Below are 15,179 nucleotides of genomic sequence, written 5' to 3'. Positions count from 1 at the left end.
GAGGCCCTTTCACTGATGGATACTCCAACCCCGCCCGCAGCTCAAAGCCCCGTCGCCCGGTTGTGCGGCTTTGTCGCAAGCCTGCAACATTCTGCGACGGAAGCGGCAAGCCCCGGCGTTTCACAGTCACAAGGCCCCGGGCAGAACAGCGGGCCGGTCTGAAAAAAGGATGTGACCAATGATCGACAAAAACAAATTCGTGGGTGCCTCGCTGGTGGTGCTGGCCGTTGCCCTGACCGCCGGAGCCGCGATGGCCGACCGCAGCGAGCGCATGGGCGGCCCGATGGGCCCGATGGGCGGCCCGATGGGCGGCATGGGTCAGATGGATTTTGCCGCGATGGATGCCGATGGCGATGGCAAGGTGACGCAAGAGGAAATCAACGCCTTCCGCGCGGCACAAGTCGCCGCCATCGACACCGATGGCGATGGCCTGCTCAGCGCCGAAGAAATCGCGGCCATGCACATCCGTGCTGCCACGATCCGCGCCAACGAACACGCCGCCCGGATGATCGAACGTCAGGACACCGATGGCGACGGCAAGCTGTCCGCCGCCGAAATGTCGGTGCGCCCGATGCCCGCCCGGATGTTCGAGATGCTGGACGCCGATGGTGACGGTGCCATCACCGAAGCCGAAATCGCTGCCGCCAAAGAGCGGATGTCCGAACGGCGCGGTGGCCCGGGCGGCAAAAAGCACCGTGGTCCGCAGGGTGGTCACCATGGCCCGCGCGGCAACAACTGATCCTGCCTTGCCTTGGGGGGTCGCGCCTGCGCGTGGCCCTTCCGGCGGGGGGCAAAAGTCGATAAGCCTGCGACAGGATGGACATGCCACGCGACGACACCGCAGCCCCGCTCTCGGACGAGGCGCTTCTGGTTCTCTATGCGAATGGAGATCCGGGTGCCGCACGTCTGCTGACACAGCGTCTGGCCCCGCGCGCCTTTGGCCACGCCCTGCGGATGCTGGCCGACCGGGCCGAGGCCGAGGATGTGGCGCAAGAGGCGCTGTTGCGCCTGTGGCGCATCGCCCCCGACTGGCGGCAGGGCGAGGCGCAGGTCACCACCTGGATGTTCCGTGTGGTGGCCAATCTGGCGACCGACCGGCTGCGCGCCCGCAAGCGCCGCAGGGCCGATCCGCTGGACGATGCCCCCGAACCGGCCAGCGATCAGCCTGCGGTGGTGCAAAGCATGATAGAGGCCGACCGCATGGCCGCCCTGCAGGCGGCACTGGGGCAATTGCCGGACCGGCAGCGGCAGGCGGTGGTGCTGCGCCACATCGAAGGACTTGCCAATCCGCAGATCGCCACGATCATGGAGATCGGGGTCGAGGCGGTGGAAAGCCTGACCGCGCGGGGCAAACGCGCATTGGCCGCCCTGTTGGCGGGGCGGCGAGAGGATCTGGGATATGAAGACGCAGACTGACATGACACCCGAAGCCGATCTGGACGCCCTGTTTGCGCAGGCGCGGGCACAGCCGCTGGCGGTGGACGATGGCTTCATGGCGCGGGTGCTGGCCGATGCAACTGCGCTGCAACCCCGCCGCGTGCAACGCATTGCGCCCCGCACCAGCCTGTGGACCCGGCTGGCCGCCGCCCTTGGCGGCGCACTGGCGGTGGCGGGGGTCGGCACTGCCGCCATGGCCGGGCTGGTCATCGGCTATGTCCAGCCCGAACCGATGGTGACCCTGGCCGGAAGCATCGGCTTTGGGGTCAGCGAAAGCCTTGACCTGCTGCCCGGATTTGACGCGCTATTGACCGAGGATGTGTCACAATGACCGACCTGCCGCCCCCCGTTCCCCCTAAATCTGCGGGCCGCGGGCTCAAGCTGCTGCTGGCTGTGTCGCTGGCGCTGAACCTTGCGGTGGCGGGCACCGTCGCGGGCATGGCCCTGCGCGTGCATGATCCCGACCGCCCGCCCCCGGCGGCGGTGCGCGACCTGAACTTCGGCCCGTTCACCGAGGCGCTGACCCGCGACCAGCGCCGCGCCATGCTGCGCGGCTTTGCTGAACAGGGGCCGGGCCTGCGTGAAATGCGGACCCAGATGCGCGCCGATTTCGACGCGGTGCTGACCGCGCTGCGCGCCACGCCGTTTGACGCCGCAGCCTTCCGGGCGGCGGTCGAATCGCAAAACAGCCGCGTCACCGCCCGGGCCGAGGCCGGGCGTGACGCGCTCGTCGGGCTGGTGCTGCAGATGTCAGACCCGGAACGGGCGGCGTTTCTGGACCGGCTGGAACAGGCGCTGGAGCGGGGGGGCAAAAAAGGCCGGCCAGAGACACCGCGCAAGAACTGACCGCCCGGTCGCGGCCCGCCCCCGCCTTATGCGGCGCTGCGCGCGCCCGCCTTATGCGGCGCTGCGCGCCAGCGTCACCTGATTGCGCCCGGCCCGTTTTGACGCCAGCAGCGCCTGATCCGCCTGACCGATCAGGCCGTCAACCATATCCGCCTCGGCGCTGCGGCTGCCGCCCGGGTCACCCTGCGACAGCGCAAGCCCGATCGACACCGTGATTGTCAGCGCGCCGCCAGCCACCAGAATCGGCCGCCGCTCTACCTCGTGGCACAGGCGGCGGGCAACGGTCTGCGCCTCATCGATCGTTGTGACCGGCAGGGCGATCAGAAATTCCTCGCCGCCGATCCGCGCCAGCAGATCATCTTCGCGCAGGTTGCTGCCCAGCCGGTGCGCGACCTCGATCAGCACATCATCGCCGACGGAATGGCCGTAACGGTCATTCACCGATTTGAACCGGTCGATATCCACCACCATCACCGCCAGCGGCCGCCCCTCCAACAGGCTGCGGCCAGCCATCGCCAGCATCCGCGCGGCGGCATAGCGGCGGTTGAACAACCCGGTCAGCGGATCGAGCATTGCCATGCGCAGCCCGTCCTGCACCTGTTCGCGCCGCAGATCGGCCCGGCGCTTGCTGCGCAGCACCGCCCGCAGCCGCAAAGCCATTTCCGGCAGCGCCATCCCGGCGGTCAGAATGCCGTTCGCCCCCAGATCAAAGGCCATGATCGTATGGCCCGGCACCGCCGATCCGGTCATCAGACAGATCCCGGCATGCCGGGTCGCCGCCCGGCTGCGCAGGTCAGACAGCAGGCGCAGCCCACGCTCGGACTGCAGGCCATCGGTGTCGATGACATAGATATCGGGGGCGCGCGTCAGCGGACCGGCGTCTGACAGCACGGTGTCATGCGTCAGCACCGAGATTCTGTCGCGCAGCAGCGGCGACAGATCGTGGCGCAGCTTCATGGCCATTTCCGGCCGCTCGGTCACCAGCGCAACGTGACCGGGATGCCGGAACTCCGGCTCCGGCTCGGCCATCCCGAACAGGCCACTGTCGCGGCCATCTGTCAGATCGGCCAGATCCTGACGGCTGCGCAGCAGATTGCGCAGGCGAGCCATCATCAGATCGTCATCATAGGGCTTTACGAAAACATCATCGGCCCCGGCTTCCAGCGCGGCCAGCCGGTCCTGCAGCGTGGTCATGGAAGACACCACAATCACCGGAACATCGCGCGTGGCCGGATCGTTGCGCAACTGCCGCAGCACATCGATGCCCGGCAGATCGGGCAGCATCAGGTCCAGCAGAATCAGGTCCGGCAGGCATCTGCGCGCCAGCGCCAGGCCCTCCACACCGCCAGAGGCGATGATCGGATGATAGGACGCCGCGCCAAGTTTGACCTTCAGGACAATCCTGTTTGTCGCGACGTCATCAATGATGAGGATTCTGCCGTCCATGTCGCTCGCCTAATGGGTTATGACGTCAATCTATCCTACCAGTTGGTTAAGAATTCCTTGAAAAAAGAATAAAGGTTTTCGTTCACTTTGCCTATAATACTCGGTACTTTAGCGGATGACAGCAGGAATATCAGGTTGACCAAGCGAGAATCCGCCGAAACACTGGCCATTCAGGCGCTTGCCTGGCTGGTTGCCAACGAAGACCTGCTGCCGGTGTTCATGGGCTCGACCGGGCTTTCCGCCGATGACCTGCGCAGCCGCGCGACAGAACCGGAGTTTCTGGGTTCTGTCCTCGACTTTCTGTTGATGGATGACGCGTGGATCGTGGCGTTTTGCGATGCGACCGGCCTGCGCTATGACGCGCCGATGCTGGCCCGCGCCGCCCTGCCGGGCGGAGAGGCGTTGCATTGGACCTGACAGCGGGCGCACAAGGGCAGACTGACATGACAGACGGGCGGGCAGCATGATTGACGGCGTGATCTTCGACAAGGACGGCACATTGTTCGATTTCCGCCGCAGCTGGGGCAGCTGGGCCGAAACCTTGCTGCACACACTGGCCCGCGATGCGGACCATGCGGCGGCGATGGGGGGGGCCATCGGCTATGACCTGGCGGCACAGACCTTTGCGCCCGACAGCCCGGTGATTGCGGGCACGGCGCACGAAATTGCCGCAGCCCTCGCTCCGCACATGCCCGGACAAAGCCCTGCCGGAATCGAATCGCAGATCAACGCCGCCGCCGCCCACACAGTCATGGTGCCTGCCGTTCCCCTGCGCCCCTTGCTGGAGGCATTGCGCGCCAGTGGCCTGCGCATCGGCCTTGCCACCAATGATACCGAGGCCCCCGCCCGGGCCCATCTGGCGGCGCATGACCTGACCGATCTGTTCGATTTCATCTCCGGCTACGACTCCGGCCACGGGGCCAAGCCCGGCCCCGGCATGTGCCTTGCCTTTGCGCGGGCCACCGGGCTGAACCCGGCCCGCATCGCCATGGTCGGCGACAGCCTGCACGACCTGCATGCCGGGCGCGCGGCGGGCATGGTCTGCATCGCGGTGCTGACCGGCATTGCCACCGAAGGCGATCTTGCCCCGCATGCCGATGTGGTTTTGCCCGACATCGGCGCGCTCACCGGCTGGCTTGCCCGGCACGCCGCCTGAAAACGACGCTTTTGCGTCGCCGCTGTATGGCGCGCCCGGTCGCGCTTTCGTTCATCCTGCCCTCACGCGGCCCGTCGGGGCCAAAGGAGGCGGGATGATTGACGTTCAGGATCGCAAACGCCGGGCCGGGGGCCGGGCGGGCAACAAGGCCCGCGCAGGGTCAGCCGTGATCGACCAGATGCCATGGCGCATCCCGGTCAACCCCGACCGCCCGACCGAACCGCTGGATGCAGATGGTGTCCAGCGCGTGCATCGGGGGGCCATGACCATCCTGTCCGACATCGGCATCGAATTTCTGAACCCCGAAGCGGCAGAGATTTTGCGCAGCGCAGGTTGCATCGTCACCGGCACCAATGTCCGCATGGATGAGTCGTTCGTGATGGAAATGCTGGCCCATGCACCGGACAGCTTCACCATCACCCCGCGCAATCCGGGCCGCCGGGTGATCATGGGCGGCAAGCATATGCTGTTCGGCAACGTTTCCTCACCGCCCAACGCCTGGGATCTGGAACGTGGCAAACGCTCGGGCGATATGGCGACCTTCCGGGAATTCACCAAACTGACCCAGTATTTCAACTGCATCCACCTGAACGGCGGCTATCCGGTGGAGCCGGTCGATGTGCACGCAGGCGTGCGCCATCTCGATTGTCTCTACGACCAGCTGACCCTGACCGACAAGGTGGTCCACGCCTATTCGCTGGGGGCGGAACGGGTCGAGGATGTGATGGAAATGGTGCGCATCGCTGGCGGTCTCACGCAGGCAGAGTTTGACGCCAGCCCGCGCATGTTCACCAATATCAACTCGGTCAGCCCGCTGAAGCATGACTACCCCATGCTCGACGGTGCCATGCGCATGGCACGGCGTGGCCAGCCGGTGATCGTGACACCGTTCACGCTGGCGGGGGCGATGGCCCCGGTCACCATGGCGGGCGCGGTGGCGCTGAGCCTTGCCGAGGCGCTCGCCGCCATTGCCCTACTGCAATACATCAACCCCGGCTGCCCGGTCGCCATCGGCACCTTCACCAGCAACGTCGACATGAAATCGGGCGCCCCCGCCTTTGGTACGCCCGAATACATGCGCGCAACGCAGATGACCGGCCAGCTGGTACGGTTCTACGGCTTGCCGCTGCGCTCATCCGGCGTCTGTGCGGCCAATGTGCCCGATGGCCAGTCGATGTGGGAAACCTCGAACAGCCTCTGGGCCGCGGTGCAGTCGCGCACCAACCTTGTCTATCACGCGGCAGGCTGGCTGGAGGGCGGGCTGATCGCATCGCCCGAGAAATTCGTGATGGATTGCGAAGTGCTGCAGATGATCCAGCGCTATTTCGAGGAAGCCACCTTCGCCACCACCGACGCCGATATCGCCCTAGATGCCATCCGCGAGGTCGGGGCAGGCGGCCATTACTTCGGCTGCCAGCACACGCAAGACCGCTATCAGACCGCGTTCTACGCCCCCTTCGCCAGCGACTGGCGCAATTATGAGGCGTGGCAGGCCGATGGCGCCCACTGGACCCCGGAACGTGCCCACCGGATCTACAAACAGATCCTGGCCGAATTCGAGCCGCCGGAAATGGATGACACCGCCCGCGAAGAACTGACCCGTTTCGTCGCCCGCCGCAAGCAAGAGGGCGGCGCGCCGACCGACTTCTGATGCCAGCGTCTGCCTGCCCCGGATGGGGCGGGCAGCGGCGCAAGGCAAAAACCCGGTTGAATCCGCCGACGGAATGACCGATGACAGGGCGCAGACCGGGCAGGCATACCTCACACCCAGATCCGTCTTAACCAGACCAAGTGAGACGCCATGGAAAACCAGACCGCCACCCTTGCCGCATCCTTTTCTGACAGCTTCGCCGAGATGCTCGGGTTTGTCGCCATGGGCGGCCCGGCGATGTGGGCCATTGCGGTGCTGTCCGTGCTGACCATTGCGCTGATCCTGTGGAAGGTGATGCGCCTGCTTACGTTCGGCGCATGGTCGGGTGGCCGCCACACCGCCCGCGCGCTGGACCTTTGGGCGGCGGGCCAGACCGATGCCGCGATGGCGGCCCTGCACAAGCGCGGGTCGTTGCGCGCCCGTCTGGCGCTGGCCGCGATGCAGGCCGCGATGAACCCCGGGCTGGACCAGACCGGGGCCGAGGCGGAGACCGCCCGCGTCGCCCGTGGCCTGTTGTCACGCGCCCGCACCGGCCTGCGCGGGCTGGAACTGGCCGCGACCATCGGCCCGCTGCTGGGCCTTCTGGGCACCGTCACCGGCATGATCGCCGCCTTTCAGGCATTGCAAGAGGCCGGGTCGCGCGCCGACCCCGCCGCCCTTGCCGGTGGGATATGGGAGGCGCTTCTGACCACAGCCGCAGGCATGGCCGTGGCGATCCCGGCCTCGGTCGCGCTGACATGGTTTGAAAGCGTGGTCGACGGCTTGCGCCATGATATGGAGGATTCGGCGACCCGCATCCTGCATGGCGCGCGCGTGGCGCCGGGTAATGCCGCCCCCAATGCTGCCAGCCCGATTTCTGTCACCCGCGCCGCCGAATGATCTCGTTTGCGACAGACCGTCCGCGCAGGCGGCCCAACCTGACGCCGATGATCGACGTGGTCTTTCTGCTGCTGGTGTTCTTCATGCTCGCCTCGCGCTTCGGGTCTGACCGGGCACTGCCTTTGTCGGTCGCAGGCGGCGGCACCGCCTATTCCGGCCCGCCGCGGCTGGTCGACCTGTCAGGCGACAGCCTGCGGCTCAACGGCATCGACATCGCGCCCGATGCGCTGGCCGAAGCGCTGCGCGTGCTGACCGAAACCCCCGGCGATGCCATCATCCTGCGCGCGGGCGACGGGGCCGATCTGCAGGCGCTGGTCGCGGTGATGGACCGGCTGACCGGCGCGGGCTTTACCCGGCTGGTTCTGGTGGAATAGCGCCATGGATTTCTCGCCACCCCCCCGCCGCCCCGCGCAGGAAAACCTGCTGCCGATGATCAATGTGGTCTTCCTGCTGCTGATCTTTTTCCTGATCTCCGCGCGGCTGACCCCGCCTGAACCCTTCACCGTCACCCCGCCCGAAGCCTTGGCCGAGGCCGAGGCACAGGGCGATTTCACCCTGTTCATCAGCGCCGACGGCCAGCTTGGCTACCGCGACCTGCTGGACGACCCGGCGCTTGCCGCGATTGAGGCCGCCCGCACCGACCATTGCACCGCCACCGATTGCGATGCGGAACCGCCCCGCCTGACCTTACGCGCCGATACCGCCCTGCCAGCCGCGCGTCTGGCGCAGATCTTGCCGCGTCTGTCGCCGCTTGGCTTTGCGCAGATCGAGCTGGTGGCCCAGCCGGGGGCCACCCCATGAGCGCGCGTCTGCACGCCGGTCTGGCCATCGCCATCGCGCTTGGCCTGCATGTCGCGGTCTTTGCCATCCGCACGCCGCAGGCAGGGGCGATGTCTGCCGGGGCAGGGGGCACCGATCTGGTGTCGCTGCAGGCCGCCGATGCGGTGCTGGCCGAGCTGATCACCGAATGGGACCGCCCGCCCACGCCGGAGGCGGAACCCGTGGCCGAGTTGACCCCGCCCGTACAGCCCGAGACGCCGCCGCCGCTGACCCCGGTGACCGAACCGCCGCCGCCCCTGATGCCCGCCCCTGATGCCATGGCCCTGCCGCCCATGGCCGAGGTCCCGCTGAACGCTGATATCAGCCTGCCGCCCCCCCCACCGCCCGAACCGGAGCCCCTGCCAGAGCCAGAGCCAGACCCGGTGCCGGAACCCGAACCGGAACCCGAACAGCGGCCCAAACCCCGCCCGGCCGATCTGGCCAGGCCCAACCCCCCCGAGGCCCCGAAAGCAGCGGCAAAGCCTGCCCCGCAGACCCCCTCTGCCGGTCAGGCCGCGCAACGCGCCGCAGGCAGCGGCGGCGGGGCGCAGGCCGGTGACAGCGGCAGCGCACAGGCCGCCACCCGCTCTGCCGCGCAGCAAAACGACCTCAAGGCCGGTTGGGGGGCCTCGATCCGCAGCCGGATCGAACGGCGCAAAGCCTATCCCGCCGCCGCCCGTGGGGCCGCTGGCACCGTCACCGTGCGGCTGACCGTCAGCCGGTCCGGCCAGCTGGCCGGGGTGGCCATCGCGAAATCGTCTGGCAATGCCGCCCTTGATCAGGCGGCGGTGCGGGCGGTGCAGTCAGCCCGCTACCCCGCCGCCCCGGCAGGGCTGACCGATGCCAGCTATTCCTTTACCCTGCCGATGACCTTCCAGCGCTGACCCCCACGGCATAGCGCATCAGGGCTGGTGGCACGGGCCGTAACCCTGCGCAGCAGCATCACGCCATGGCCTGACGCAAAGCCTGCGCGTCGGGTGCGCCGTCATTCCGCCCCAACCGTGGTGCCGCTGGTGCGGATCAGCTCGGCAATCTGCGCCAACTGGCTGCCCAGCGGGTTGGTCTTGCGCCAGACCAGACCAATCATGCGCGACGGGCGCGGCGCGGGCAGACGCGCGACTGATACCGCCGCCGACCGGGTTTCAATCCCCACCGCCATCTGCGGGATCAGCGTGACGCCAATGCCCGCGCCCACCATCTGCACCAATGTGGTCAGCGAACTGCCCTCCATCAGATCACGCGGCAGCGCCGACCCCAGCTTGCAGAACGAAATTGCCTGTTCGCGAAAGCAATGCCCTTCCTCCAGCAGCAACAACCGCATCTCGCGCAGGGTTTCCGGGTTGGGCACGGGTTTATCGGCATCACTTCGCGGGCGGACCAGAATGAACTCTTCTTCAAACAGCGGGTATTCCGTCAGCCCCGGTTCCGACACCGGCAGCGCCACCAGCGCCGCATCCAGCCGCCCCTCGGTCAGGTCTTCGACCAGCCGCTGGGTGATCGCCTCACGCGGGCGCAGGTCAAGCTGGGGGTAGCGCGCGGTCAGGTCCTTCATGATGCGGGGCAAAAGATAAGGGGCCACCGTCGGGATGACCCCGATCCGCAGCCGCCCGGTCAGCGGGCCAAAGGACGCGCGCGCCAGATCGCCCAGTTCCTCCACCGCCTGCAAGATCGCGCGCACCCGCAGCGCAAATTCAGCGCCCAACGGCGTCAGGCTGATCTGGCGCGCGCCACGTTCGATCAGCGGCGCGCCCAGTATATCCTCCAGCTCTTTCATCTGGATCGACAGGGCGGGCTGCGAGATGGCGCAGGCCTCGGCCGCGCGTCCGAAATGGCCGTGCTGCGACAGGGCCTCGAAATAACGCAGATGTTTCATCGACAGGGCTTTCATAAGAAAAACATATAGGCATGATTAGAAAATGCAAATTCTTATTATGGAACCGTTATGTTAGAACCATTCCAAGCAGCCCCGGTTCTGCGGGCCGACGATTCGTCCGCCCGATCCGTGGACCGGCTGCGCCAGAAACAAAAAGCGGAGAAGCGACATGGATGGAAACGATATCAAGTCCGGCGGCAAATGCCCGGTGATGCACGGATCTTTGACAACCACGGCGGCCACGGCCACCGATTGGTGGCCAAAGGCGCTTAACCTCGACATCCTGCACCAGCATGACACCAAGTATAATCCGTTCAAGGGGTTCGACTACCGCGAAGCGGTGAAGTCCCTTGACGTCGCCGCACTCAAGGCCGATGTCCACGCGCTGATGACCGATTCGCAGGACTGGTGGCCGGCAGACTGGGGCCATTACGGCGGCTTGATGATCCGTCTGGCATGGCATTCGGCGGGCACCTACCGTCTGGCCGATGGCCGGGGCGGTGGCGGCACCGGCACCATCCGTTTCGCGCCGCTCAATTCGTGGCCCGACAACGCCAACCTCGACAAGGCCCGCCGCCTGCTGTGGCCGATCAAGAAGAAATACGGCAACCAGATCAGCTGGGCCGATCTGATCATCCTGTCCGGCACCATTGCCTATGAATCGATGGGGCTGAAAACCTATGGCTTCAGCTTTGGCCGCGAAGACGTGTGGCACCCTGAAAAAGACATCTACTGGGGCGCGGAAAAGGAATGGCTGGCGCCGTCTGACAACCGTTATGACGATGTGAAAAACCCCGCCACCATGGAAAACCCGCTCGCCGCCGTGCAGATGGGGCTGATCTATGTGAACCCCGAAGGCGTCAACGGCGTGCCCGACCCGGCGCTGACCGCCCTGCATGTGCGCGAAACCTTTGCCCGCATGGCAATGGATGATGAGGAAACCGCAGCCCTGACCGCAGGCGGCCACACCGTCGGCAAGACCCATGGCAACGGCGATGCCGGTGCCCTGCAAGCCGCCCCCGAAGGCGCGGATATTGTCGAAGGCGGCCTTGGCTGGATGAACAACACCAGCCGTGGCGTGGGTCGCAACACCGTCACCAGCGGGATTGAGGGCGCATGGACCACGCACCCCACCAAATGGGACAACGGCTATTTCGACCTGCTGTTCGGCTATGAGTGGGAGCTGCGCAAATCTCCCGCCGGTGCCAACCAGTGGATGCCCATCAACATCCGCGAAGAAGACATGCCGGTCGATGTCGAAGACCCAACCATCCGCGTGATGCCGATCATGACCGATGCCGATATGGCGATGAAGGTCGACCCGATCTACCGCGCCATCTGCGAACGCTTTGCCGGCGACCACGCCTATTTCTCTGATGTGTTCGCCCGCGCATGGTTCAAGCTGACCCACCGCGATCTGGGCCCGCGCACCCGCTACATCGGGCCGGACGCGCCGCAAGAAGACCTGATCTGGCAAGATCCGGTCCCCGCAGGCAACACCACCTATGACGTGGCGGCGGTAAAGGCTGCCATCGCAGCCTCCGGCCTGTCGGTGTCTGACATGGTGACAACCGCATGGGATGCCGCCCGCACCTATCGTGGGTCGGACATGCGCGGCGGGGCCAATGGGGCCCGCATCCGCCTTGCCCCGCAAAAGGATTGGGAAGGCAACGAACCCGCCCGTCTGGCGCAAGTTCTGTCGGTGCTGGAACCCATCGCCGCCCGCACCGGCGCAAGCGTGGCGGACGTGATCGTGCTGGCCGGTTCTTACGGCGTGGAACAGGCGGCGAAAGCCGCTGGCTTTGATGTCACCGTGCCCTTCACCCCGGGCCGTGGCGATGCAACGGCCGACCAGACCGATGCCGCCGCCTTCGACGTTCTGGAACCTGTGGCCGATGGCTTCCGCAACTGGCAGAAGAAAGACTATGTCGTCAGCCCCGAAGAGCTGCTCTTGGACCGTGCCCAGCTGATGGGCCTGACCGCCGCGGAAATGACCTGCCTTCTGGGCGGGATGCGGGTGATCGGCACCAACCACGGCGGCACCGCGCATGGCGTGTTCACCGACCGGGTAGGGGCACTGACCACCGATTTCTTCGTCCACCTGACCGATATGGCGTGGAAGTGGAAACCGGCGGGCAACAACCTCTATCACATCACCGACCGCAAGACCGGCGCGGTGAAGTTCACCGCCACCCGTGCTGACCTCGTGTTCGGCTCGAACTCGATGCTGCGCGCCTATGCCGAGGTTTATGCGCAGGACGACAATGCCGGAAAATTCGTGCACGACTTCGTCGCCGCATGGGTCAAGGTGATGGACGCCGACCGCTTCGATCTGGCCTGATCTGAAAACAGGCAGCTTATCACTGGCCCCCCGCAGGCATCCGCCTGCGGGGGGCATTTCACTTGCCGACGGGCGCAAGCGGTGTCAGGCATGCGCCAGTCACCCCGGTAAGGAGCCCCCGATGCGTCTGGTCAACCGTACCTTTGACGAACTGCGCCCCGGCGAATGCGCGCAGCTGCGCCGCCTGATCACGCCCGATGATCTGTATGTCTTTGCGGCCTCTTCGGGCAATTACAACCCGATGAACCTGCCAAACGGCGATCTGGATGGCGATGGCAAGCCGGAACAGATGGCGGCGGGCATGTTCATTGCCTCACTTGTTTCTGCCGTCCTTGGCACCCATCTGCCGGGCCCGGGCACACGGTTGCAGCACCAGACCCTGACCTTCCACGCCGTGGCCCATGCGGGCGATGATCTGCTGTGTCAGGTCACCGTGCTGGACAAGCATCCGGATGGCACCGTGCGGCTGAAAACCGAAGTCACCCGCCCCGCCGATGCCGCGCTGATCCTGACCGGCGAGGCAACTGTGCTGGCCCCGCAGATCCGGTTTGACCGTGACGATCTGCACATCCCCGGCCTGATCGTGCAGCGCCACCGCCATTTCGACGCGCTGATCGACCGGGCAAGGCCCTTGCCCGCGCTGCCCACCGCCGTGGTCTGCCCCGATGATGCCAATTCGCTGGGCGGTGCGTTGCTGGCCGCCACGCAAAGCATCATCACCCCGATCCTGATCGGCCATGCCGACGCCATCCACGCCGCCGCACGCGCGCTTCGTGCCGACCTGAGCGGCATGGAAATCATCGACGTGCCCGGCGACGATGTCGCCGCCGCCGCCATGGCCTGCCAGCTGGTGCACGAAGGCCGCGCGCTGGCGGTGATGAAGGGGCATCTGCACACCGATGACCTGCTGCGCCCGATGGTGGACCGTGACCGGGGCCTGCGGGTCGGGCGCAAGTTCACCCATGTGTTCCTGATGGACGTGCCCGGCCTGCCCGAACCCGTCATGGTTACCGACGCCGCCATCAACATCGCCCCCGACCTGATGACCAAGGTTGATATCATCCAGAACGCCATCAACCTCGCCCTGTCTTTGGGCATGGACCCGCGTGTCGGCGTTCTGTCAGCGGTGGAAACCGTCAACCCGGCGATCCAGTCGTCCATCGACGCGGCCCTGCTGTCCAAAATGGCCGAGCGTGGCCAGATCAAGGGCGGTCAGGTCGAAGGCCCGCTGGCGATGGACAACGCCGTCGACATGGCCGCCGCCCGCACCAAAGGGCTGACCGGCGGTGTGGCGGGCCGCGCCAATATATTGGTGGTGCCGGGCATCGACTCGGGCAATATGCTGGCCAAACAGCTGGCCTATATCAGCCATGCCGAAGGGGCCGGGCTGGTGCTTGGGGCAAAAGTGCCGGTCATCCTGAATTCGCGCTCCGACAGCCCGGTGGCGCGGCTGGCCTCCTGCGCCGTGGCCGCCCTGCACCATTTTGCGGGCAAGGCGTAGGGCGGGGTTCACCCCGCCTTGCCCGGCGCGTGGTGCGGCGCGATCGCCTTGTGACCTGCGCACCAACGTCATGACGTTAGCCATACGCAAACCATACCCGCGCCAGACGCGAAACATACGCCGCTGCACCCGGGTGCGGCCACTCCGGGGTAGGGCGGGGTTCACCCCGCCATTGCCCCCGCTCAGCCCGGCTGCGGCGTAAACTCAAACGCCATCAGGTGCCGGTACGTTTGCCCCGGCTCCAGCCGGGCCGAGGGAAACTGCGGCCGGTTCGGGCTGTCGGGAAAGCGCTGGGTTTCCAGCGTAAAGCCGCTGAACGGCGCAATCGGGGCACCATCCTTGCCCGGCAGCCCACCCGCCAGAAAGGCCCCGGTATAGAACTGCACCCCCGGCTCATTGGTCCAGACCTCCATCCGCCGCCCCGAGCCTGCATCCACCGCCTCGGCACAAAACCGCAGCGCCTCGCCCCATTTCGGCTCCAGCGGCCCGGTCAGGCACCAGTTGTGGTCAAACCCCGTATCTGATGGCAAAGCCGCCCCGATCTCGCGCCGCGCGGTGAAATCAAACGCGGTGCCCGCCACCGCCAGCACCTCGCCCGTGGGAATCAGATCGGCATCAACCGGGGTGAAATGCGTGGCCCCCAATCGCAGATCTTGCCCCATCACCGACCCCGACCCCACCATGTTGAAATAACTGTGGTTCACCATGTTCACCACGGTGGCTGCATCAGTCTGCGCCTCCATCGCGATCCACAGCCGGTCGGCCTCATCCAGCCAGTAGCGCACCTGCATCGACAGCCGCCCCGGATAGCCCATCTCGCCATCCGCCGACACCGCCGTCAGTGTCACCGACCGCTCTGATAAGTCAGCAAAGTCCCACGTCTTGCGGTCAAACCCGGCCCGCCCGCCATGCAGATGCTTGACCCCCTCATTCTGGTCCAGATCCACCACCCGCCCGTCCAGCACAAAGCGCCCGTCCGCGATGCGGTTGGCATACCGCCCACAGGTCGCGCCCAGAAACGCCTTGGTCGCCGCGTAGCCCGCCACATCGCCGTGCCCCAGCACAATGTCGGCGCAGACCCCGGCCCGGTCCGGCACCCACAGCTCTGTCAGCCGCGCGCCGTAAGCGCAGACCCGCGCCTGCACGCCGCCCGCGCGGCCCAGCATCACCGACCCGACCTCAACCCCGTCAACCTGCCCGAATGGTTCCACCGTCATCGCATCCCCCAAC

Annotated in this window: 16 protein-coding genes; 13 read left to right on the top strand and 3 right to left on the bottom strand. The window is 66.4% G+C overall.

Features of this window, described 5'->3' with window-relative positions; genetic code table 11:
- Positions 1–178: 178 nt before the first annotated feature.
- From Q7J44_RS04830 to Q7J44_RS04815, 4 genes are all read left to right on the top strand, one after another.
- Positions 179–739 carry an EF-hand domain-containing protein gene (locus tag Q7J44_RS04830; RefSeq protein ID WP_304877546.1) on the top strand — a complete coding sequence of 187 codons (561 nt, stop codon included), beginning with the start codon at positions 179–181 and terminating at the stop codon, positions 737–739.
- 77 nt (positions 740–816) lie between these two features.
- Positions 817–1,416, top strand: a complete 600-nt coding sequence (locus Q7J44_RS04825) for an RNA polymerase sigma factor (protein WP_304877543.1) — start codon at positions 817–819, stop codon at positions 1,414–1,416.
- Entirely contained in the window at positions 1,400–1,768 is a 369-nt protein-coding gene (locus Q7J44_RS04820) for a dihydroorotate dehydrogenase (protein WP_304877540.1), read from the top strand. The genes Q7J44_RS04825 and Q7J44_RS04820 overlap by 17 nt, the downstream gene beginning before the upstream one ends.
- Entirely contained in the window at positions 1,765–2,283 is a 519-nt protein-coding gene (locus Q7J44_RS04815; RefSeq protein WP_304877537.1) for a periplasmic heavy metal sensor, read from the top strand. The genes Q7J44_RS04820 and Q7J44_RS04815 overlap by 4 nt, the downstream gene beginning before the upstream one ends.
- Before the next feature lie 51 nt (positions 2,284–2,334).
- Here Q7J44_RS04815 and Q7J44_RS04810 read toward each other — a convergent pair whose 3' ends face one another.
- Positions 2,335–3,729, bottom strand: coding sequence for a diguanylate cyclase (locus Q7J44_RS04810; protein ID WP_304877535.1), 1,395 nt, complete (start codon positions 3,727–3,729; stop codon positions 2,335–2,337).
- 135 nt (positions 3,730–3,864) lie between these two features.
- On the opposite strand from Q7J44_RS04810, the gene Q7J44_RS04805 reads away from it, so the two are divergent.
- The 7 genes from Q7J44_RS04805 to Q7J44_RS04775 all read left to right on the top strand — a co-directional run bounded on the left by Q7J44_RS04805 (position 3,865) and on the right by Q7J44_RS04775 (position 9,118).
- Positions 3,865–4,146, top strand: coding sequence for a DUF3572 domain-containing protein (locus Q7J44_RS04805; protein WP_304877533.1), 282 nt, complete (start codon positions 3,865–3,867; stop codon positions 4,144–4,146).
- A gap of 46 nt (positions 4,147–4,192) precedes the next feature.
- A complete protein-coding gene (locus tag Q7J44_RS04800) occupies positions 4,193–4,885 on the top strand; it encodes an HAD family hydrolase (RefSeq protein ID WP_304877530.1) in 693 nt (230 codons plus the stop codon).
- A gap of 94 nt (positions 4,886–4,979) precedes the next feature.
- On the top strand, positions 4,980–6,536 hold the full coding sequence (locus Q7J44_RS04795; RefSeq protein ID WP_304877528.1) for a trimethylamine methyltransferase family protein: 1,557 nt from the start codon (positions 4,980–4,982) through the stop codon (positions 6,534–6,536).
- Between the two features lie 150 nt (positions 6,537–6,686).
- Complete coding sequence (locus Q7J44_RS04790; RefSeq protein WP_304877527.1) at positions 6,687–7,415, top strand: MotA/TolQ/ExbB proton channel family protein; 729 nt, start codon at positions 6,687–6,689, stop codon at positions 7,413–7,415.
- The gene (locus Q7J44_RS04785; protein WP_304877526.1) at positions 7,412–7,789 is read left to right on the top strand and encodes a biopolymer transporter ExbD; all 378 of its coding nucleotides are present in this window, start codon (positions 7,412–7,414) and stop codon (positions 7,787–7,789) included. The genes Q7J44_RS04790 and Q7J44_RS04785 overlap by 4 nt, the downstream gene beginning before the upstream one ends.
- A gap of 4 nt (positions 7,790–7,793) precedes the next feature.
- Positions 7,794–8,216 (top strand): biopolymer transporter ExbD, encoded by a 423-nt coding sequence (locus Q7J44_RS04780; RefSeq protein WP_304877524.1) that lies wholly within the window; start codon positions 7,794–7,796, stop codon positions 8,214–8,216.
- Complete coding sequence (locus Q7J44_RS04775) at positions 8,213–9,118, top strand: energy transducer TonB (RefSeq protein WP_304877522.1); 906 nt, start codon at positions 8,213–8,215, stop codon at positions 9,116–9,118. The genes Q7J44_RS04780 and Q7J44_RS04775 overlap by 4 nt, the downstream gene beginning before the upstream one ends.
- A gap of 101 nt (positions 9,119–9,219) precedes the next feature.
- On the opposite strand, the gene Q7J44_RS04770 is transcribed toward Q7J44_RS04775, so the two are convergent.
- Positions 9,220–10,122 carry a hydrogen peroxide-inducible genes activator gene (locus Q7J44_RS04770; RefSeq protein ID WP_304877520.1) on the bottom strand — a complete coding sequence of 301 codons (903 nt, stop codon included), beginning with the start codon at positions 10,120–10,122 and terminating at the stop codon, positions 9,220–9,222.
- A gap of 154 nt (positions 10,123–10,276) precedes the next feature.
- Here Q7J44_RS04770 and katG point away from each other — a divergent pair, with 154 nt between their 5' ends.
- Complete coding sequence (katG, locus tag Q7J44_RS04765; protein ID WP_304877518.1) at positions 10,277–12,448, top strand: catalase/peroxidase HPI; 2,172 nt, start codon at positions 10,277–10,279, stop codon at positions 12,446–12,448.
- 121 nt (positions 12,449–12,569) lie between these two features.
- Positions 12,570–13,949, top strand: a complete 1,380-nt coding sequence (locus Q7J44_RS04760) for a bifunctional enoyl-CoA hydratase/phosphate acetyltransferase (protein ID WP_304877516.1) — start codon at positions 12,570–12,572, stop codon at positions 13,947–13,949.
- 182 nt (positions 13,950–14,131) lie between these two features.
- Here the strand turns inward: Q7J44_RS04760 and Q7J44_RS04755 are convergent, their stop codons facing one another.
- Positions 14,132–15,166, bottom strand: a complete 1,035-nt coding sequence (locus tag Q7J44_RS04755; protein ID WP_304877514.1) for an aldose epimerase family protein — start codon at positions 15,164–15,166, stop codon at positions 14,132–14,134.
- Positions 15,167–15,179 lie beyond the last annotated feature (13 nt).

Origin of the sequence: Pseudotabrizicola sp., assembly GCF_030656345.1 — a bacterium.
In the GTDB taxonomy this organism is placed as follows: Bacteria; Pseudomonadota; Alphaproteobacteria; order Rhodobacterales; family Rhodobacteraceae; genus Pseudotabrizicola.
This window is presented reverse-complemented; position numbering and strand designations above follow the sequence as displayed.

Bases quoted from the DNA above. Each gene is read 5' to 3' on its own strand.
- Q7J44_RS04830 (WP_304877546.1), top strand. From the start codon at position 179: ATGATCGACAAAAACAAATTCGTGGGTGCCTCGCTGGTGGTGCTGGCC.
- Q7J44_RS04825 (WP_304877543.1), top strand. From the start codon at position 817: ATGGACATGCCACGCGACGACACCGCAGCCCCGCTCTCGGACGAGGCG.
- Q7J44_RS04820 (WP_304877540.1), top strand. From the start codon at position 1,400: ATGAAGACGCAGACTGACATGACACCCGAAGCCGATCTGGACGCCCTG.
- Q7J44_RS04815 (WP_304877537.1), top strand. From the start codon at position 1,765: ATGACCGACCTGCCGCCCCCCGTTCCCCCTAAATCTGCGGGCCGCGGG.
- Q7J44_RS04810 (WP_304877535.1), bottom strand. From the start codon at position 3,729: ATGGACGGCAGAATCCTCATCATTGATGACGTCGCGACAAACAGGATT.
- Q7J44_RS04800 (WP_304877530.1), top strand. From the start codon at position 4,193: ATGATTGACGGCGTGATCTTCGACAAGGACGGCACATTGTTCGATTTC.
- Q7J44_RS04795 (WP_304877528.1), top strand. From the start codon at position 4,980: ATGATTGACGTTCAGGATCGCAAACGCCGGGCCGGGGGCCGGGCGGGC.
- Q7J44_RS04790 (WP_304877527.1), top strand. From the start codon at position 6,687: ATGGAAAACCAGACCGCCACCCTTGCCGCATCCTTTTCTGACAGCTTC.
- Q7J44_RS04785 (WP_304877526.1), top strand. From the start codon at position 7,412: ATGATCTCGTTTGCGACAGACCGTCCGCGCAGGCGGCCCAACCTGACG.
- Q7J44_RS04780 (WP_304877524.1), top strand. From the start codon at position 7,794: ATGGATTTCTCGCCACCCCCCCGCCGCCCCGCGCAGGAAAACCTGCTG.
- Q7J44_RS04775 (WP_304877522.1), top strand. From the start codon at position 8,213: ATGAGCGCGCGTCTGCACGCCGGTCTGGCCATCGCCATCGCGCTTGGC.
- Q7J44_RS04770 (WP_304877520.1), bottom strand. From the start codon at position 10,122: ATGAAAGCCCTGTCGATGAAACATCTGCGTTATTTCGAGGCCCTGTCG.
- katG (WP_304877518.1), top strand. From the start codon at position 10,277: ATGGATGGAAACGATATCAAGTCCGGCGGCAAATGCCCGGTGATGCAC.
- Q7J44_RS04760 (WP_304877516.1), top strand. From the start codon at position 12,570: ATGCGTCTGGTCAACCGTACCTTTGACGAACTGCGCCCCGGCGAATGC.
- Q7J44_RS04755 (WP_304877514.1), bottom strand. From the start codon at position 15,166: ATGACGGTGGAACCATTCGGGCAGGTTGACGGGGTTGAGGTCGGGTCG.